Below are 18,303 nucleotides of genomic sequence, written 5' to 3'. Positions count from 1 at the left end.
ATAGTTTGACTTATCGTTTTTTAAAAATACAAAATATAAAATTTTGTATCGTTTCAAAGGGAGTTTTATGATCTTCATTAATGCATTTTAGTTTTTCAAAAGCGACCTGAAATTCTTGTTCTAGTGCCGTTTCTGTATATTGTTTAATATCAAGGCCACTACATTTTGTAGGGCCTTTATCTGAAAAAGTACCCATTATTAAAAAACCAGTAACCCATTTTTGAGCAGTTTTAAAATAATTGCTTATTTGATCAGCGGTGGTTAAAAAATGAAATGTAGCCCGATCATGCCAAATGTCATAACTGCAATCGGGTTTGAAATCATTGATATCTGAAACAATCCAACGCACTTTACTCGCTTTTTCTCCTAAACGAACCTTTACTCTTTCTAATGCTTTTTCCGAAATATCCAAAACAGTGATGTTTTCGTATCCCGCTTCCAATAGGTAATCGACAAGTTTACTGTCACCACCGCCAATGTCAATGATTTTGGCAGATTTTCCTAATTGGGTTTCTCGTATAAAATCTAGAGAAGTTTTAGGATTGTCCTGAGTCCAACTCACCTCCTTAGGCATTTTAGTTTCGTAAACGGTCTCCCAATGATTTTTCCGGTTGATTTCCATTGCTCTAAGTTAACTACTAATTTACGTATTTTAGTGAAACCCAGTTGTTTCTTTCAAATTTTTTAACATAAGTCAACCCTTTTTCTGTGCAGGAAGCATCAATAAATGGGATGTCTTGTTCATAGAAACCGCTTAAAAGAAGTGTTCCTTTTGGGTTTAAGCAATCTGTATAGCTTTGCATGTCGTTCAACAAAATATTTCTGTTGATGTTGGCAATAATTAAATCGTATTTCTTGTCTTTTAATAAAGAGGCATCTCCTTCGTAAACTGTGATATGTTCACAATTATTACGTTCTGCATTTTCGATAGAATTCAAATAACACCAGTTATCAATATCAATAGCATCAATTGGTTGTGCACCTTTCATTTCAGCAAGAATAGCTAAAATGGCTGTACCGCAACCCATATCTAATGTTTTCATTCCTGAAACTTCTGTTTCTAACAAGTGCTGAATCATCATATGTGTCGTCTCGTGATGTCCTGTTCCAAAACTCATTTTAGGCTCAATTAGAATATCAAATTCAGCATCCGTTTTTGGGTGAAAAGGAGCACGTACATGACAATTTCCTTCGACATCAATTGCCTCAAAGTTTTTCTCCCATTCTTCATTCCAGTTTACCTGATCTATTTCTTCAAAAGTATATTCGATATTAAATTCTTCAGATTGTAAAATTTGAATGTTCTCCAAGATCGTTTCGTCCCATAAGTCCTTTTGTACAAAAGCAGAGATTCCTGTCTCCGTTTCAGTAAAACTTTCAAAAGCAGTTTCACCTAATTCAGCGATCAATATTTCAGAGCCTAATTCCTTTGGTTCAACCGTAAAATGGTAACCGATATATATGTTTGACATGTTTAATTTTTTTGCAAAGGTACTATTTCCTTTTTATTGAATAATATAAAAATAAAAAAAGCGGTAAAATCAATTACCGCTTTTCTTGTATTTCAAATAATGAGCTTAAATTGCATTGACAATCGCTATGAAATCATCTGCTTTTAAAGCTGCACCACCTATAAGACCGCCGTCTACATCTAGTTTAGAGAAAATTTCTTTTGCATTTTCTGGTTTTACGCTGCCTCCATAAAGAATAGAAACATCTTCCGCAATATCGCTTCCGTATGCTTTACGAACTGTTTCTCTTATGAATTCATGCATTTCTTGTGCTTGTTCTGGAGAAGCAGTTTCACCTGTTCCAATAGCCCACACTGGCTCGTATGCTAAAATAACATTTCCCCAATCTGAAGCTTGAATATTGAATAATCCATCTCTCAATTGATTTTCTACTACATTGAAATGGTTCTTAGATTGACGGTCTTTTAATTCTTCGCCAAAACAAAAAATCACAGTCATGTCATGCTCTAAAGCTGTATTTACTTTGTTTGCAATCAAGGCATCCGTTTCATTAAAAATCGCTCTGCGTTCTGAGTGTCCAAGAATTACAATATTCACACCGACGTTTTGCAACATATCAGCAGATATTTCTCCTGTAAAGGCACCACTTTCCGCTTGATGCATATTTTGAGCAGCAACATCAATGTTAGTAAATTCTAAATGATCAACCGCTGTAGCCAGATTAATGAACGTTGGAGCTACAATTACTTGTACTTCAGTTTCAAGAGGCATTTTATCGATCAATTCATTCAACAAATCTTCTGTTTGCTCAGCATTTTTATGCATTTTCCAGTTTCCTGCAACTATCTTTTTTCTCATTTCAATTCGTTTTATTTAGTTCTTAGTTTTTAGTTTTTTTTCGAAATAGCATTATTTTAAGTCAGCTAAAGTCTCGTTGATTTTATCGAAATCAGTTTCTATGGCACGGTACAAAACAATTTTACCTGTTTTATCTACAATAATATATCTTGGAATCCAATCTAAATCAATTGCTTTTGCAAAAATGCCTTCCATCTGATCATTGGCCATAAAATGATCCCCCTTTAGTTCGTGTTTATCGATACCTATTTTCCATTTATCCGCCGTTTTATCCATGGAGATAAATACGTAGGCTACATCGGGATTATTTGCTTGTAGTTCCTTAATTTTTGGCATTGCTTTTACACAATCGCTACACCATGAGGCCCACATTTCTATGACTACCGTTTTTCCTTCGTGTTTCTTTAAAATATCTTGAAAAGCAACTTGACTTCCATCAGTTGCTAATACTGTTTCTGATAAAGCTTCTTTAGAAAATTCGGTTTTACCCGTATTTGATTTAGAACAAGAAAGTGCAAGGAATGCAATTACTAAAGCAACTATTTTTTTCATTTTTATATTTTTAACAAAGTTAAACAAACAATCTAATTTGGGTATGCAGATTAAGAAAAATTGAATATCCTCCTTTTAAATAACAAAACTGCGTGGTTTGGTTATGAAACTAAGATTGAAATCGTAATAGTTGGACTTAAATAAATTCTGTTAGAACTTGATGACTGATTTTATCTATAAAACTATCTGAAATTTCAATTTTAGATACTACGATAGTCTAATTTTAGGATCAAGATAGGCATAAATAATATCGACCATAATGTTGATAACGACAAATGTTGTCGAAATTACCAAAACTGAACCCATTATTACAGGCAAGTCTAAATTGTTCAAAGCTTCCACTATTTCTTTTCCTAATCCATTCCATCCAAAAATAAATTCAACAAATACTGCACCGGCAAGCATTGAAGCAAACCATCCAGAAATTGCAGTAACGACAGGATTTAAGGAGTTTTTTAAGGCGTGTTTTCTAATGATTTGATATTCAGATAGTCCTTTGGCTCTTGCAGTACGGATATAATCTTGACCAAAAGTCTCCAATAAGGAGTTACGCATCAATTGAATCACCACTGCCAAGGGACGAATTCCTAAAACCACTGCCGGTAAAATAATATTTTTCCATTGGATATAGCTTCCTTCGCCAAAATCGTCTACTTCATACAAGCTTCCCGTCATGTTCAGGTGGGTATATTTTTGCAACACAAAACCAAATAACCAGGCAAACAAAATAGCACTAAAAAACGAGGGAATACTCATTCCCAATGTGCTTACCAGCGCAATTAAACGATCGATCCAGGTATCTTTGTGCAAGGCCGAAATGATTCCAAACAGAATCCCAAATACAATAGCGATTACAATGGCAAAAAAGGCCAATATCGCTGTGCTGGGTAGGGTGTTTCCAATGATTTCTGACACTTTCTTTCCGCTTTTCTGAAAACTTTCCCTCAGATAAGGAGTCTTAATGACCATATTTACATTCGAAAAACTAAATAATTGTGTCGCATTGTATTTGTCTTCGCTCAAATAAGTATAATCCGATTCGGTTTTACTGTGTAAGGAAATAGGAGAGAGGTCATTGAGATAATAAAAATATTGGGTAGCAATAGGTTTGTCAAAACCATACTTCCTTTTAATCAATGCCAGTTGCTCTGAATTTTCATTTTGATCTAGCATCATTCTTGCAGGATCTCCGGGCAAAACATTAAATAAAAAGAAAATGACCGTAATCACGCCATAAAGTGTGAGCAGTGCATATCCGAATTTATTTAAAAAGTATTTAAGCATTGGTATTTTTCTACAGTCAAATGCCTAAAGTTCTCGCGTAAAATATTTTTTTACGCGAGAACTTTAGGCTTCTGGTTTATTTATAATTTCAAATCTTTGATGTCGTTGTAATGAACTTTTTGTTTAATAGTTCCTTTCTCTAGAACTACAATACTTGGATTAGCTCTTTCAATTGTTTTTAAAGCTATTGCGTCACAAGTATAGAAGTCAAAAGTAAGACCATATTTCTTCTTAGCTTTTTCAATTTCTTCTACTGCAGAGTTTGTCATTCCAATTACTTTGTATCCTTTGGCTTTAGCTTCCTGGTTTAATTTCTCCAGTTTTTCCATACCACCTTCTTCTGCTATGGTTAAGTCATAAGTTACAAACATTAGCAATTTAGGTTCTACTAACAATTCTTCTTTATAATCTGAATCGTCTTTCATCATCGTAAAATCATGAATAGGAGGAACGTAACCTTCGATGATTACCTTGTCTTTTCGATCTACAAAAGTGGCTCCTTCAGGAAGATTCATCAAGTCATCTGTCGAAAATTCTTTATCTACTCCATTTACTTTATAAATAAAAATCATTTCTACAACAGACTGTGGCGCACCTTCAGGAATTTCCATTGCTTTTTGGATATTGGTTCCTACTTTATAAGGGCGAAAGTCAATTAAAGGCAAATGATTAAGTACCCATACTGCCATAAACATACACAAGATGATACTGGCATAGGCTATTATGTTTTGGGCGCTGTTTGCAAAAAGAGGTTTTACTAATTTTTGATTAATGAATAAAATAAGGATGAAGAATAATAAAACGATATCCTTTGTAAAAGACTCCCAAGGCGTTAAATGTAAGGCGTCACCAAAACAACCGCAATCTTTTACAACATCATAATAAGCAGAATAGAACGTTAAGAATGTAAAAAACACAATCATAAGCAACAGGCTTCCAATTGTGAATTTAGATTTGTATCCTATCAGTAGCATTACACCAAGAACCACTTCGACAATGACTAAAAACAGAGCCAAGCCTAGTGAAAACGGAACTAAAAATGGAATGTTAAAAACAGGTTCTCCAAAATATTCAGCTAGTTTATAGGAGAAACCTACTGGGTCGTTTAGTTTTATTAATCCTGAAATGATAAAAAGTAAGCCAACGAATATTCTAGAGAATTGAGTAATAATGTTTTTCATTTTTATCTTTTTTTTATTTAGCAAAATCCATTAGTATTAGTGCAAATATCGAGTAATTGATCATGTCTTGATAATTGGCATCAATGCCTTCTGATACAATTGTTTTTCCTTTGTTGTCTTCGATTTGCTTTACGCGAAGTAATTTTTGCAAAATCAGATCTGTTAGGGAACTCACGCGCATCTCGCGCCAAGCTTCACCATAATCATGATTTTTATTTTCCATCAACTCTTTGGTTAGTTTGACTTTAGCATCATATAATTCGGTTGCTTTTTTAACATCTAAATCTGGCTGATCTGCTACTCCAAGTTCCAATTGGATTAAAGCCATTATCGAATAATTGATGATTCCGATGAATTCACCAGTTTCGTCTTCGTTTACTTTTCGAACCTCATTTTCCTGTAAACTGCGTATTCTTTGTGCTTTTATGAAGATTTGATCCGTTAATGAAGGCAATCGTAAGATGCGCCAGGCACTGCCGTAATCAGTCATTTTATTGATAAATAGCAAACGACAAATTGCAATTACGTTATCGTATTCTTGAGAAGTATTCTTCATTATTGATGTATATTTGTCTAAAATTTCCTCAAAAATAGGAATTAATTTTAAAAGGTTTAAAGTTTCAGGTTTAAAGTTAATGGAATAGTTGAGTTTTGCATTTGAACAACTTTAATCTTTAAACATAGAAAACTTTAAACAAGTAAAACCTTAAACAAAAAATTAATGACAATTAACTGTAAAGGACAACTTATCGATTTATCAATTCCTAAAGTAATGGGGATTTTGAACGTGACACCCAATTCGTTTTTTGATGGAGGAAAGTACAATGATGAAAGTGAACTATTGACTCAAGTTGACAAAATGATTAGTGATGGCGCGACTTTTATTGATATTGGGGCATATTCCAGTAAACCTAGTGCAGAATTTGTTTCAGAAGGAGAGGAATTGGGTAGAATCATTCCTGCAGTTCAATTGATCTTAAAACATTTTCCGGAAGCCTTGCTTTCTATCGATACTTTTAGAAGTGAGGTAGCCAAAGCCTGTATTGAAAATGGCGCTGCTATTATAAATGACATTTCTGCTGGAAATCTAGACGATGAAATGTTTGATGTCATTGCCAAATATAAGGTTCCGTATATTATGATGCATATGCGTGGCACCCCGCAAACGATGCAGAGTATGACCCATTATGAAGATATTCTCAAAGAAATACTGTTCTATTTTTCAGAAAAAGTCAATAAGGCGAGGAGTTTAGGGATTAACGATTTGATTATTGATCCTGGTTTTGGCTTTGCCAAAACGATTGACCAGAACTATGAAGTACTTCGAAAAGCAGAATTATTTCAACTACTGGAATTACCTTTATTAGTGGGAGTCTCTAGAAAATCAATGATCTATAAAACGCTGAATAACAGTGCTAAAGAAGCTTTTAACGGAACCACGGTTTTAAATACCATTGCCTTGACTAAAGGAGCCAAAATTCTCCGCGTTCACGATGTAAAAGAAGCGATAGAGTGTGTGCTACTTTGGAAAAAAATTAATTTATAAATAGGATAGGAGCGTGCCAGAAATTCGAGGTAAACACGAATGCATTAATGTCAAACCAAGTTTAATGACTCAAATAAAAACCCAAAAACGGAATTGTTTTTCTGTTACTTTTAAAAAATAAATAATATCTACATATGAAATATTTAAGTTTAGTTATCGTTTTTCTTATAGTGTCTTGCGGAAATAAAGAAGATATCTTATTGCCAAAATCCAATGTAACAGTAGTAAGCAATGTTGTTGATCACTCGGCCATTTATATTTTTTTTAGAATAAGCGGCAAAGATACTTTGGCGGAAGTAAACCGAAAAAATAGCATTATCACAACCAATTGGATTCTTAATATTGACAAGCGCTTGCCGTTGAAATTAGTTATTCCTGAGGTAGTGAAATTACAAGATAAGAAACGCAAAGAAAAAGCCCATAAAAATGAAAAGGCTGAGAATTATTATTCTTATGCAGATAGTATCGGGAAGAATATGGCTTTTATTCCTTTCACGAAGGTGTATTATAAAATGGAGAAACCAATTGGAACTATTATCTATTTCGATAAAAAAAATGAAATTTTAATTGAAAATAATGTTATTAAAAGAGAAAAAATTAAAGAGATGTTTACCACGATATTGCCAAAAGAATTAGCTAATAATTTTATTTTTATGTTTGATAAAAACATGAGCTACGGAATGTACATTCAAAATAAGATTTTTATTGAAAGTTTGAGATTGGATATTAAGAATAGAGAGGAGTTTGTGTATTAAAAGACACGATACTGAATACTAAAGACTGAACCCTGATCACTTTTTATTGGTGATGATACGGTTCATTCTTTAAAATAGTAAATCCACGATATAGTTGTTCGATAAAAAACAAACGCACCATTTGATGAGAGAATGTCATTAACGAAAGCGAAATCTTTCCTTGTGCTTTGGCGTAGACTGTATCAGAAAAGCCATAAGGTCCACCAATTACAAATACTAAAGTTTTTATGCCAGAATTCATTTTCTTTTGCAGTTCTTCAGAGAATCCTACACTTGAAAAATTCTTTCCATTTTCATCCAATAGGATCAATTGATCAGTTGGGGATATTTTTGCCAAGATTAATTCACCTTCTTTCTCTTTCTGTTGGCTTTCAGATAAGTTTTTTACATTCTTAATATCTGGGATAACCTCTAAGTCAAACTTGATATAAAAAGACAATCGCTTTGTATAATCGTCAATTAAGGATTGTAATGCTTTATTATCTGTTTTGCCAATGGCGATCAATTTGATGTTCATTAGAATTTATTTTAAAGGAAAATTGGCTTCAAAAGTTTTAAATCTCAAGTCAAGATCTTTTAATAATTGTTTTTTTACCTTATCATCCTGTATAAAGCTGTAGTTTATGCTGTTGTACACATATTGCTTGATATCAGCATAGGATATGTCTTTGTATCTCTTAGCCAATAAAACATATTGTTCAGTCATATTAGATCGCAATATCCCGGCATCATCTGTACTGATAACGATGGGAACTCCAAACGCTTTGTATAGAGAAATTGGATGGCGGTTTTCTTTGACTTTCAAAATGAACTCATTGCTTACTAGATTGATTTCAATAGCAATCTTGTTTATTGCCATGTAGCGTAACAACTCGTATGATTTTGCTTCGTACGCCATGTCAACTCCATGTCCAATACGATTGGCTCCAGCCGTATAAACAGCATCGTTAATATGTGATGTCAGATCTTCAGGTTGAACCAGTCCTAAGGTGAGCTCGCCCGCATGCATCGAGTATTTTACATCAGGAAATTTAGTGTGGCAATAGTTGAACATTACCATGTGCAACCAATAATCTTTCATCGAGGTTTCACTGTCTTCTGGCGAAACAATATTAACACCAGCCATTAGCGGACTGCTATCGGCTGAGATAAAAGCGACGACTAAATTTTTAAATAAATCCACAGGTTCCATAAAACGCAATACAAAATTTTGATAACGCATCGTGAAACGTTCATCGTCAATTTTCAAATCGGTGTGTAGTTTAGTTACAAAGTTCGTGTTGAAATCCTTCGCATCTGCCACTGCATCTCTTTTTAGCATTGTGCTGTAAAGCGTATCAAGAAGTGATTTTACTCCTTTTTCGTTTCTGTTGTTTGCCAATTGTCTTAATTGGGTATTAAAACCTAATAGATCAGCGGTATTGATTTTAGAAGGGATAGTCGAGAATTCGGTTTCGATATAACTCACGTTTTCCTTAATTGCTCTATTTTTTAGTTCCAATAAACCTTCGCCAAAATGCCCCACAATTGCTGGACTGAACTTTCCAAAAGACTCAAAAAACAATTTGTCTGACGGGTAACTAACATGATTATAGTCTTTTACAGACCATTTTTCCATTATTTTCTGTTTGTAAACGCCTAGTTCACCGCGATTAGCTATAGCAGAGAATTTTTCCCAAGTACCAGTTGCAGGTTTTTCCTTAAGCACTTCCATAGTGGTAGTATTCAAGTAAAAGTCTTCGGTTATTGCGTCTTCTAACATTGGTTCGGCATAAATGGAACCACTAAAATGGTGGTGTAGATCGCCTCCTTTTGGCATTTGAGAAAAGAAAGCTGTAAGTTCAGCTTCATTATTTCTAATTTTCTCTAAGTAAAGACTAGGGGATTGTGAGTAGCTTAGATTCAGCATTGCCGAAAAAAGAAGCGTATAAATTAATTTCATAATATCTGTTTTTGTGGTTCCGATAATTATCGGTAAAATTGAAGCAAAGGAATTCATTTTGAGTACCTGAATTATAGTTTGCATATCATTATATCTATTCTAAATCATTAATGTCCGATAAAAAATAAAATCGTAATATTTTATTTTTTATCTATTTGATTTTCATTGTTTTAATTTTCATCTTCTATGCTTTTCCAAAAACAGGTCACAAAATTAATGATAGTTGTTCTGTTTCAGCCTTGTCAATTATCCAATCCTTTTCTGGATTTTCCAGAAATTTCATTAAATTGATGTAATTAAAAAGATGAATTTTACAAAAGCTAACCAAATTTGAAAATGCCCAACTGCGCTTTAGTTTCTTTTTGACCACCGCTAATAGCAAGTTAACTATCAAAACACAATAAATCTGTATTTTAATGGCATTTTCATTATCTCCCAAGAAATATTTTAATGGAAAATTTTGCTTTAATTGTTTGAATAATAACTCTATTTGCCATCTTGTTTTATACAAAGCCGCAATTAAATCGGCGCGCAAGTCAAATAAATTAGTTAAAAACTCAAATTCTCGTTTGTTTACTAGGTCATAAAACGTCACTTTTCTCAACCTTAATTTCGACATTTCTTTACCTTTTTTCACATCAATTTCAATAATTTCATCTTCTAAAACTCCGTTATGAATTCGTTCTCCAATATCTAGTTTTTCGATACTTATATACGATGCGTTGTCTTTTATTCGAGTTACAAACCCTGTTTTTTGAGCTGTAAAATGCTCAAAAGCCTTGTAATCATTGTATCCTTTGTCAAAAACATAAATGGTGTTTTCATCGCATTTTAATTTTTCTAAAAAATTGTGGTCGTGTGTTTTGGCTTCGCTGAACCAAACCAAACTCGGCACCATTTCATCAGCATTGACAACCGTATGCAATTTAATTCCTCCTTTTCTTTTTCCACTTTTTGGATTTCTTCCTACGCAACCCATAATGTCTTTGAATAGGCTAATTGTTGAACTATCAAAAATTTTGACCTGCTTATTTATAACATCTTTAATGCGGCTGTCCGATAAAAAACCACCATATTGCTTTAGCAATTGATGATAAATATTTTCAAAAACCAAAACATCTCTTTTCTTATTAGCATCAGATAAAGTACTCCTTTTAGGGATGTGATTTAACTGAAAACTACTTGTTTTACCTGATAAACCAAGCATTGCTCCAGATATTTCTCTAAGTGATGTACACTTTGAGAAAGAACAAAAAAGCATACTTATCAAATGGTCTTTTGTGGTAAATCGCTTTGTATAACGGTCTGATTCACATTTTTTGACTTCTTTTTTTATAATCGAATCGTCAATTAAAGAAATCAGCTGTCCGAAAACAGATTTACTAGAAAAATAATTACTTTTACTCATCGTATTTTGTATGTCGAAACACAAATTTACGATTCATTTAAAGAAGCCATCTTTTTGGCTTCTTTTTTTATCGGACAACAATGATTCTAAATATGCTATTCAGAATAAATTGGAGGCAAATATAAGCGATTAAACGTTTAAAAAAAATAGCCGATATGAATTACTCTTTTTTCAATGTCACATTAAATGGAGGAGCTTGATATTCTTTGTCTAAATAATTCTCAGGAATAGTGGTTCTATTTCCATCTCTTGCTGCGCGATAATGTGGCGACATAATTTCAATTCCTCTTTCATTACACACATCTTGAATGTTTTGATGTAGATCAGAATAGATTACCGCCTGCTTGTTAGGCTCTTTGATATACGCATTGATCTCATAAGATACATAGAAATCATCTAGGCTGGTTTGTAATACAAAAGGTTTTGGTTCTTGTAAAATTAATGCTGTTTTTAAAGCAGCATCAATCAATGCTTGATGCATGTCTTTCCAGGGCACATCGTAACCAATAGTTACTGTGGAGTGAATAATCAGCCCTTTCTCAGGAGCATCGCTACTGTAATTAATCGTGTGGCTACTCATCACGGTCGAGTTAGGAATAGAGATGATTTCGTTTTTAATCGTTCTTATTCGGGTGACTAATAATGATTTTTCGATTACGTCACCTACCACTTCGCCAATTTTTACTCGGTCACCAATTTTAAACAAGCGCATATACGTCAGTATTAAACCAGCAATAATATTCGAAAGTGATCCTGCTGAACCAAACGTAAACAGGAAACCCAGAAAAACAGAAACGCCTTGAAATACAGGGGAATCACTTCCAGGAAGATAGGGGAAAATTACGACAACCATAAAAGCAAATACAATTACTCTTATAATTTGATAGGTGGGATTAGCCCAATCTGGAAAAAAACCAGGTAGTTCTAAATTCCCTTTTTCAATTTCGTTTTTAAGGAACTTAATTCCTTTTAATACGTATCGGAACACAAAAATAATCACCAAAATCGTAATCAAATTTGGCAGATAATTCCAAAAACCAAGACCTATCTTTTTAAGCGGATTTAGGATATATCCAAAAAGGGTAGAAGCAAATCCTTTAGTCCATGGGAAAATCCCAAAGAGAATGGGTAAGGCAATATAAACGAGTAATGCGATTAGCAACCACTTAAGTACCGTGTTGATATTAAGCAATGCATTCACCTGCTGCTTGGCATCAAATAAAATGAAGTTCCTAATTTTTATTCCTTGGATTCGTTTGTCTTCCTGAAATTTAATTTTAAATGCTGTCCATTTAAAAAACTTCTTCAAATAAGAAATTAATACAAACATAATAATCAAGACAAGTAATGCTAATCCGATTTCTTTGGCTAATGTGGCCAAGCTGGTTTCACTTTTGTATTTGATTATAGCGGCACTAATCAATGCTTTGTATTTCTTTGCCAATGTCTGTTTTGTGGTATTGTTCCAAAGAGCATCATTTTCAGTAATACTCATAATAATGCTTTCGCCATTCACTAAATCCAAGCTTGTTTCTGTTTCAACTGTTTTGATGGAATCTGCATTGAAACCATATTGATCAGCAAGATTTGTTATTCGAACACTAATAGCATCAGCTCGGTCCTTGGCTGAGAAACTACCTAATTTACTGTAGATGTGAAATAAAGTGTCATTAAAAAATCCGTTAACTGGATATCCTTTAGCGGTAAGCCGCATTGAATTAATTTGTGCTTTCTTTTCAGTAAGGCGTAGCGAGTCTTTTTCATGTAACGCTAGTAGTTGTTTTTCTAGGTCTTCTTTTTTAAGATTATCGGTTGTTTTTAAGGAAAGGAGTTGCTTTTCTAATTCCACTTTTTTGATGGAATCAGTAAGGCGTTGCGCTTCAATAATAGACAGTTTTTTGTTGAATGCCTGAATTAGAGAAGTGTTTATGGAATCATTTTGCTTATTGATGCTATCGTTTTGTGAGAAGGCTGCCGCCGAAGCCAACAGTAAAAAAACACTTAATAATATGGTTTTTATTTTTCTAATTATAAAACCCGAAACAGTTTGATTCGATACAGAAAGAAAAATGTTTTTATGATATTTAGTAGGTCGGTGCTGCATAAATTAGTTCCATTAAAGGTATTAAAAACTGTATTTTTATGTTTTTTTGGTAAATAAACTCTCGCTTTTTAATAGGCTAAGATCTCCATTAAATTTCATTTCTATTTCTGCCCTTTCAAAAGCTTGATAGGAATGATGCATTGCGGCTATTTTTATAGCAGAATTATCGATGGCATAAACGCTGTTAAAGGCTTTTTGAAGTCGGATCATTACTTCAATATTTCCGGCACCATCTCTGGCTATGGGTCTAAACGCATCTTCAAATAGATCTGCAATTGCAAGTTCAGGAACGGCGATACGGTCATAAGATAATTTTTCTTCCTTTTTCGAATGAACCGGTTCGGCCCACAAAGAAAATAAACGCACATGGCTACTAATTATCTGGATCGCCGTTCCGGGGTCATTGACTGCGGGAGATAAAGCACGACTCGCAATTTCGCTTAAAGTGATGAGTCCAAAACGTGGATCTTCTTCAAAATAACGCATGTTACCTATTACAAATGCTTTTCTCATTTCATTATAATCATCCTCAGTGGTCGTGTTTTTTAGTACTGAGATATAAAACAAGGGCTTGTCTATGGCCGAAAAAGTTCCAGGAACTGCGTTTATGGTAATGAGGGCATCTAATTTTTTTGCAATTATCTGTAGGTTAGACATATATATTTGTTGGACATACCCAGTAATGTTACCATAAACGGCCGTACCTTTTTCTTGATTTGGATTAATACTGATTCCATTTAACGTAGGGGACGCTAATCTTGTTTTTATCGCATTTTCGGTGGCATTTTCCACTAATTTAATGGTATGTTCCATACGCCCCAATCGGGAGATACGCTCAACCCATCGTAAAAAAGTAAGAATAACCAGTGCGAAGAAGAGTAGTGTAAATACAAATAAAGTAAAGTTGCCTGCCACGCCGTAGTAGCCATTTTTTAAAGCGACCGTTGCCACAATACTATAAATGAACGAACCTATAAAAACAGAAAGTGCGTTTCGTGACACATCATCTGCAATAATTAGTTTAAAGGAGCGGGGAGTGGCCGTATTGCTGGCTGCCGAAAATGCTGAAACCATCGAGCCCACCGCGAAAATGGAAATCACCAACATACTTGCTGATATGGTATCGAGTAATGTTTCCAAGGATTCCGTATTTATTTTGGGAACTAATTCATGAAGACGGGTACTGTCGGCTATTTGTGCAATTAACGCTCCCAAGATGGAAAGTATACAAAAAATCAAGGGTCTAAACCATAATTTTTCTGTGATGCGATTCATTGTAAAAAGTACTTTTTCGTTCATAACGGGAAGGTTTAGTACTAAATTAATATTTATTTCTTGAAATAACTAAAATCCGTCTCTGTTACGCTTTTCTTACAATAGCTAGAAAAAGTTTTTTTAGGAATAATTTTAGCTTTTTAAAGGTTTGAAAAAAAACATTTTTTGTGTTTTAATCAAATAGGGGTCATTTTAGTTTTGCATGTATCATTATAGTAATTTCAAATATAGGTATCTGATTTTTAATAAAGTAAACCATTTTATCTTAATTTATTCGGGAACAATATATGGGAGTTCTTGGAATGGAATCACTACTAAAAGAGATTTTATAAGAAATGTATAGCAAAGTAAAGAGCACCTTTGGAATAATAGTAGCTCCAATTTTAAATATTAAAAAAATGAGGTAAAGATTATTGTGTAGAGTATTGTAACAATCTGATAAAGTCTACTTTATTTTTCTATACTCCAAGCGTGGGCCGTCGCAGTTTTGCCAGGTACTGACTAAGACATCAGTAGTGTCGTAATAAAGTTCTTCTTTTAAATTGCCGTAGCAGCTGCCAATGATGTCACTTTGGGATGAATAAGTAAGTTCAATATAGTTTTCGGTACCGTTAGTATTGGTTTTGTATGTTCCAGTACTTTGGGAAGTATTGCTAGCGAAGGTTCTGGACTTGGTAAAAGTGCCATTGTCATTAAGTAAATAGAATTCCTGCCACTCCATATCAGTACCTGAAGTTTCAGAGTTCAGCGTTCTGCCGCTCATTTTTACCAATTCCCATTTGCCTTGAGAACCAGGCTGTGACTCAATGACATCTGTACCTGAACAGGAGATAAGTAGCGCAAATGCTATAAAAATAAGAAAAGTGGATTTCATTTTATTTTTATTTTGGTGTTTTAATGTTCCTTCTTTTGTCAAAATATATTTTAAACAAGAATAACGTGATTGGTAATCTAAATCAACGATAAAAACCTATATCTTCTTTAAAAATAGTACCTCGTACGAGGATTTATTATTAGATAAACCGCTAGCAAAGAAAAGAAATATTCACTAATATATTCATAGCTGATACAGTGTATTTTTCTTCTATGTTAATTAACTACATTTTTTTGTTTATAGATTCTTCTTGTTTTTAAAATAGTTTCCTTAGTCGTAAAATCATTTTTATGTAACAAAACGGAAGTTTATTTATTTAACTATAGCACATTTATGATTTTAGATCAGAATTATGGTCTTTTCAAATACAGGAATTATTTTACTTAGTAACGTAAAAAAAAGATTATTATTTTTATCCTTTAATGCATGGTTGAGGGATTGTGCAGCTTGTAAATTCTAGTGTATTGCCTTTTCGTTCTCCATATTTGTACTTCTGCAAGATTGCTTAATGTCACGAACTCGGGATCATATTCGTTAAACAAATTTTCAGTTTAACAAAAAAAACCTACTTTAGCAGTATATAAATTTCTTATAAAAATGATTAGCGAAGCACAATTTAAAAACGAGTTACAGATACTAATTGCAAATGCCATACGTGAAGATGTTGGTGATGGAGATCACAGTTCTTTGGCTTGTATTCCAACGTTTGCAGAAGGTAAAGCAAAGTTGTTAGTAAAAGACAACGGGATTATTGCTGGTGTCGAATTTGCTAAAATGATTTTCCATTACGTAGATCCAAATTTAACAGTAGAGACTTTTATAGTTGATGGCACACCAGTGAAATATGGTGATGTAGTGTTTCATGTTTCAGGTAGCTCACAATCCATCCTAAAAGCAGAAAGAATGGTGTTGAACTCAATGCAAAGAATGTCAGCCATTGCTACTAAAACTAACAACTATGTCAAATTGCTTGAAGGAACGAAAACCAAAATTTTGGATACCCGTAAAACCACACCTGGTTTTCGCGTAGCTGAGAAATGGGCTGTGAAACTCGGGGGCGGTGAGAACCACCGTTTTGCCTTGTATGATATGATTATGCTCAAAGATAACCACATCGATTTTGCGGGCGGAATCGCTTTGGCTATCGCTAAAACTAAAACTTATCTCAAGGAAAACAAATTAGCTTTAAAAATTATCGTGGAAGCCAGAGATTTAAACGAGGTCAAGGAAATAGTTGCCTGCGGTGGAGTTTACAGAATACTTTTGGACAATTTTGATTATCAAATGACTAAAGATGCAGTAGCTTTTATTGGAAATAAAAGCTTGACGGAATCCTCGGGAAACATTAATGAAGAAACTATAAGAGCATATGCTGAATGTGGCGTGAATTATATATCTTCGGGCGCGCTAACACATTCTGTGTATAATATGGATTTAAGTTTAAAAGCGATATAAAATAGCTATTTTCGCAACCTTATCCCGATAGTTATCGGGACTGTAACCTGAATACAATGAGTCAAGAAATTGAAAATAGAATTGAAAAAATCCCGCTACTTCGTAATTTCGCCCATTACTTAAAGGGTATTAAATTAAAGTGGTTGGCTGGCTTGTCTCTTTATGATTTAATGGAATTATACGTCATCGGTATTGCCGAAGGTGCTTTGTCAAATAGGGCAGGATCTATTGCATTTAGTTTTTTTATGGCTTTGTTTCCCTTTGCCTTGTTCATTCTTAACCTTATCCCATACATTCCTATTGAAGGTTTTCAACAAGATTTCTTGAAATTTGTATCTGAAGGAGTACCTCCTAACACTTATTATGCGATTGAAAACATAATAAATGACATACTACACAACAGTCACTCTGGTTTATTGTCTACGGGTTTTATATTGTCTATATTTTTAATGGCAAATGGATTAAATGCGATTTTAGGTGGCTTTGAAACTTCAAAGCATGTACTTGTAAAGAGAGGTTTTTTTCGTCAATATTTGATTGCCGTGGGAATGTCGGTTTTTTTATCCATGTTGTTATTGGTTACCGTAGGTATCATTGTTGTTTTTGAAGTATTTATTCATAAACTAACTGCGGATCAGGTCTTAAATGAACAAATTCCGTTGATAGTTATGGGGCGGTATGGCTTTTTAATTATGATGATCTTAATTACGACGTCAATACTTTTCAAGTTTGGAACAAAACATGATAAAACAAGAGCTTTCATTTCCATTGGTTCTGTATTTACTACAATTCTGACCATCATTATTTCCTACTTTTTTGGAATTTGGGTCATACAATTCTCTCAATATAATCAACTTTATGGTTCTATTGGGACTTTATTAATTGTGATGTTTTATATTTGGATTAATTGTATGATTTTACTTCTCGGATTTGAGTTAAATGCCGCAATAAATAACTTAAAAAGAAATAATAATATTAAATTAATATAAATGTTTTTTGCTAATTTTATAGTATGTTTGGTGAAAATTAGGTGCTTTTCTGCCAGATAAATGGACTGGTTGTAAGTAACACGCTTCAAATTATAAATAGAAATAGGTTTTCTCTCCATTTGAATTATAAAAAAAATTATGAAAAAAAGTATCACATTCGTATTGCTGTTTGTATCAACATTGTTTTACGCTCAAGGTCAGGGAGTTATTGGAAAATGGAAAACGATTGATGATCAATCCGGTGAGGAAAAGTCAGTTGTAGAGATTTATGAAAAATCAGGAAAAATTTACGGAAGAGTACTTGAAATCTTTGACGCAAGTCATAGAAAAGACCGCTGTATTGACTGTGAAGGAGAAGATAAAAATAAACCTGTAATAGGTTTAACAGTGATAAAAGGGCTTAAAAAAGATGGGGACGAATATAATTCAGGAAAAATTTTAGATCCAAAAAACGGAAAAGTATATAAATGTTTTATTACTTTAGAATCAAAAGATAAGCTTAAGGTACGTGGTTATATAGGCTTTGCTTTATTGGGAAGAACTCAATATTGGTATAGAGTTAAATAATTTATTTTATATAAGTAACTACATTAATTAACGTCCAATAT

18 protein-coding genes are annotated in these 18,303 nt (G+C 33.5%); 5 read left to right on the top strand and 13 right to left on the bottom strand.

Annotation, left to right across the window (positions count from 1 at the left end):
* Positions 1-10 precede the first annotated feature (10 nt).
* From BMW63_RS12020 to BMW63_RS11990, 7 genes are all read right to left on the bottom strand, one after another.
* Positions 11-622 carry a class I SAM-dependent methyltransferase gene (locus tag BMW63_RS12020; protein WP_074723713.1) on the bottom strand — a complete coding sequence of 204 codons (612 nt, stop codon included), beginning with the start codon at positions 620-622 and terminating at the stop codon, positions 11-13.
* A gap of 16 nt (positions 623-638) precedes the next feature.
* The gene (prmA, locus tag BMW63_RS12015; RefSeq protein WP_074723712.1) at positions 639-1,472 is read right to left on the bottom strand and encodes a 50S ribosomal protein L11 methyltransferase; all 834 of its coding nucleotides are present in this window, start codon (positions 1,470-1,472) and stop codon (positions 639-641) included.
* 105 nt (positions 1,473-1,577) lie between these two features.
* Positions 1,578-2,330: a triose-phosphate isomerase gene (gene tpiA / locus BMW63_RS12010; RefSeq protein ID WP_074723711.1), complete on the bottom strand. Its 753-nt coding sequence runs from the start codon at positions 2,328-2,330 to the stop codon at positions 1,578-1,580.
* A gap of 51 nt (positions 2,331-2,381) precedes the next feature.
* On the bottom strand, positions 2,382-2,882 hold the full coding sequence (locus BMW63_RS12005; protein WP_074723710.1) for a TlpA family protein disulfide reductase: 501 nt from the start codon (positions 2,880-2,882) through the stop codon (positions 2,382-2,384).
* Positions 2,883-3,089: 207 nt separating this feature from the next.
* A complete protein-coding gene (locus BMW63_RS12000; RefSeq protein ID WP_074723709.1) occupies positions 3,090-4,166 on the bottom strand; it encodes an ABC transporter permease in 1,077 nt (358 codons plus the stop codon).
* Between the two features lie 80 nt (positions 4,167-4,246).
* On the bottom strand, positions 4,247-5,347 hold the full coding sequence (locus BMW63_RS11995; RefSeq protein ID WP_074723745.1) for a BT_3928 family protein: 1,101 nt from the start codon (positions 5,345-5,347) through the stop codon (positions 4,247-4,249).
* Positions 5,348-5,360: 13 nt separating this feature from the next.
* A complete protein-coding gene (locus BMW63_RS11990; protein WP_074723708.1) occupies positions 5,361-5,903 on the bottom strand; it encodes a DUF1599 domain-containing protein in 543 nt (180 codons plus the stop codon).
* A 165-nt stretch (positions 5,904-6,068) separates the two neighbouring features.
* On the opposite strand from BMW63_RS11990, the gene folP reads away from it, so the two are divergent.
* Together folP and BMW63_RS11980 are read left to right on the top strand one after the other, a co-directional pair.
* Positions 6,069-6,893 carry a dihydropteroate synthase gene (folP, locus tag BMW63_RS11985; protein ID WP_074723707.1) on the top strand — a complete coding sequence of 275 codons (825 nt, stop codon included), beginning with the start codon at positions 6,069-6,071 and terminating at the stop codon, positions 6,891-6,893.
* A 134-nt stretch (positions 6,894-7,027) separates the two neighbouring features.
* Positions 7,028-7,648, top strand: coding sequence for a hypothetical protein (locus BMW63_RS11980; protein WP_074723706.1), 621 nt, complete (start codon positions 7,028-7,030; stop codon positions 7,646-7,648).
* Positions 7,649-7,691: 43 nt separating this feature from the next.
* Here BMW63_RS11980 and rlmH read toward each other — a convergent pair whose 3' ends face one another.
* The 6 genes from rlmH to BMW63_RS11950 form a co-directional block, all read right to left on the bottom strand.
* The gene (gene rlmH, locus BMW63_RS11975) at positions 7,692-8,165 is read right to left on the bottom strand and encodes a 23S rRNA (pseudouridine(1915)-N(3))-methyltransferase RlmH (protein WP_074723705.1); all 474 of its coding nucleotides are present in this window, start codon (positions 8,163-8,165) and stop codon (positions 7,692-7,694) included.
* 6 nt (positions 8,166-8,171) lie between these two features.
* Complete coding sequence (locus tag BMW63_RS11970; protein WP_074723744.1) at positions 8,172-9,590, bottom strand: amidohydrolase family protein; 1,419 nt, start codon at positions 9,588-9,590, stop codon at positions 8,172-8,174.
* A 205-nt stretch (positions 9,591-9,795) separates the two neighbouring features.
* The gene (locus BMW63_RS11965; RefSeq protein WP_074723704.1) at positions 9,796-10,998 is read right to left on the bottom strand and encodes an IS4 family transposase; all 1,203 of its coding nucleotides are present in this window, start codon (positions 10,996-10,998) and stop codon (positions 9,796-9,798) included.
* Positions 10,999-11,158: 160 nt separating this feature from the next.
* Entirely contained in the window at positions 11,159-13,102 is a 1,944-nt protein-coding gene (locus BMW63_RS11960) for a mechanosensitive ion channel family protein (RefSeq protein ID WP_083380469.1), read from the bottom strand.
* A gap of 36 nt (positions 13,103-13,138) precedes the next feature.
* Entirely contained in the window at positions 13,139-14,401 is a 1,263-nt protein-coding gene (locus BMW63_RS11955; RefSeq protein WP_074723703.1) for a DUF2254 domain-containing protein, read from the bottom strand.
* A gap of 421 nt (positions 14,402-14,822) precedes the next feature.
* On the bottom strand, positions 14,823-15,251 hold the full coding sequence (locus BMW63_RS11950) for a hypothetical protein (RefSeq protein WP_074723742.1): 429 nt from the start codon (positions 15,249-15,251) through the stop codon (positions 14,823-14,825).
* Between the two features lie 597 nt (positions 15,252-15,848).
* Here BMW63_RS11950 and nadC point away from each other — a divergent pair.
* The 3 genes from nadC to BMW63_RS11935 all read left to right on the top strand — a co-directional run bounded on the left by nadC (position 15,849) and on the right by BMW63_RS11935 (position 18,262).
* Positions 15,849-16,706 carry a carboxylating nicotinate-nucleotide diphosphorylase gene (gene nadC / locus BMW63_RS11945; protein ID WP_074723702.1) on the top strand — a complete coding sequence of 286 codons (858 nt, stop codon included), beginning with the start codon at positions 15,849-15,851 and terminating at the stop codon, positions 16,704-16,706.
* A gap of 56 nt (positions 16,707-16,762) precedes the next feature.
* Complete coding sequence (locus BMW63_RS11940; RefSeq protein WP_074723701.1) at positions 16,763-17,695, top strand: YihY/virulence factor BrkB family protein; 933 nt, start codon at positions 16,763-16,765, stop codon at positions 17,693-17,695.
* Between the two features lie 138 nt (positions 17,696-17,833).
* Positions 17,834-18,262 carry a DUF2147 domain-containing protein gene (locus BMW63_RS11935; RefSeq protein WP_074723700.1) on the top strand — a complete coding sequence of 143 codons (429 nt, stop codon included), beginning with the start codon at positions 17,834-17,836 and terminating at the stop codon, positions 18,260-18,262.
* The last annotated feature ends 41 nt before the right edge of the window (positions 18,263-18,303 follow it).

This window comes from Flavobacterium frigoris (assembly GCF_900111075.1).
Taxonomy (GTDB): domain Bacteria; phylum Bacteroidota; class Bacteroidia; order Flavobacteriales; family Flavobacteriaceae; genus Flavobacterium; species Flavobacterium frigoris.
This window is presented reverse-complemented; position numbering and strand designations above follow the sequence as displayed.

What these genes read in the sequence shown, in the direction of transcription:
- BMW63_RS12020 (WP_074723713.1), bottom strand. Translation starts at nt 622, where the DNA reads ATGGAAATCAACCGGAAAAATCATTGGGAGACCGTTTACGAAACTAAA.
- folP (WP_074723707.1), top strand. Translation starts at nt 6,069, where the DNA reads ATGACAATTAACTGTAAAGGACAACTTATCGATTTATCAATTCCTAAA.
- nadC (WP_074723702.1), top strand. Translation starts at nt 15,849, where the DNA reads ATGATTAGCGAAGCACAATTTAAAAACGAGTTACAGATACTAATTGCA.
- tpiA (WP_074723711.1), bottom strand. Translation starts at nt 2,330, where the DNA reads ATGAGAAAAAAGATAGTTGCAGGAAACTGGAAAATGCATAAAAATGCT.
- prmA (WP_074723712.1), bottom strand. Translation starts at nt 1,472, where the DNA reads ATGTCAAACATATATATCGGTTACCATTTTACGGTTGAACCAAAGGAA.
- BMW63_RS11935 (WP_074723700.1), top strand. Translation starts at nt 17,834, where the DNA reads ATGAAAAAAAGTATCACATTCGTATTGCTGTTTGTATCAACATTGTTT.
- BMW63_RS11955 (WP_074723703.1), bottom strand. Translation starts at nt 14,401, where the DNA reads ATGAACGAAAAAGTACTTTTTACAATGAATCGCATCACAGAAAAATTA.
- BMW63_RS11990 (WP_074723708.1), bottom strand. Translation starts at nt 5,903, where the DNA reads ATGAAGAATACTTCTCAAGAATACGATAACGTAATTGCAATTTGTCGT.
- BMW63_RS11965 (WP_074723704.1), bottom strand. Translation starts at nt 10,998, where the DNA reads ATGAGTAAAAGTAATTATTTTTCTAGTAAATCTGTTTTCGGACAGCTG.
- BMW63_RS11995 (WP_074723745.1), bottom strand. Translation starts at nt 5,347, where the DNA reads ATGAAAAACATTATTACTCAATTCTCTAGAATATTCGTTGGCTTACTT.
- rlmH (WP_074723705.1), bottom strand. Translation starts at nt 8,165, where the DNA reads ATGAACATCAAATTGATCGCCATTGGCAAAACAGATAATAAAGCATTA.
- BMW63_RS11940 (WP_074723701.1), top strand. Translation starts at nt 16,763, where the DNA reads ATGAGTCAAGAAATTGAAAATAGAATTGAAAAAATCCCGCTACTTCGT.
- BMW63_RS11980 (WP_074723706.1), top strand. Translation starts at nt 7,028, where the DNA reads ATGAAATATTTAAGTTTAGTTATCGTTTTTCTTATAGTGTCTTGCGGA.
- BMW63_RS11950 (WP_074723742.1), bottom strand. Translation starts at nt 15,251, where the DNA reads ATGAAATCCACTTTTCTTATTTTTATAGCATTTGCGCTACTTATCTCC.
- BMW63_RS11970 (WP_074723744.1), bottom strand. Translation starts at nt 9,590, where the DNA reads ATGAAATTAATTTATACGCTTCTTTTTTCGGCAATGCTGAATCTAAGC.
- BMW63_RS12000 (WP_074723709.1), bottom strand. Translation starts at nt 4,166, where the DNA reads ATGCTTAAATACTTTTTAAATAAATTCGGATATGCACTGCTCACACTT.
- BMW63_RS11960 (WP_083380469.1), bottom strand. Translation starts at nt 13,102, where the DNA reads ATGCAGCACCGACCTACTAAATATCATAAAAACATTTTTCTTTCTGTA.
- BMW63_RS12005 (WP_074723710.1), bottom strand. Translation starts at nt 2,882, where the DNA reads ATGAAAAAAATAGTTGCTTTAGTAATTGCATTCCTTGCACTTTCTTGT.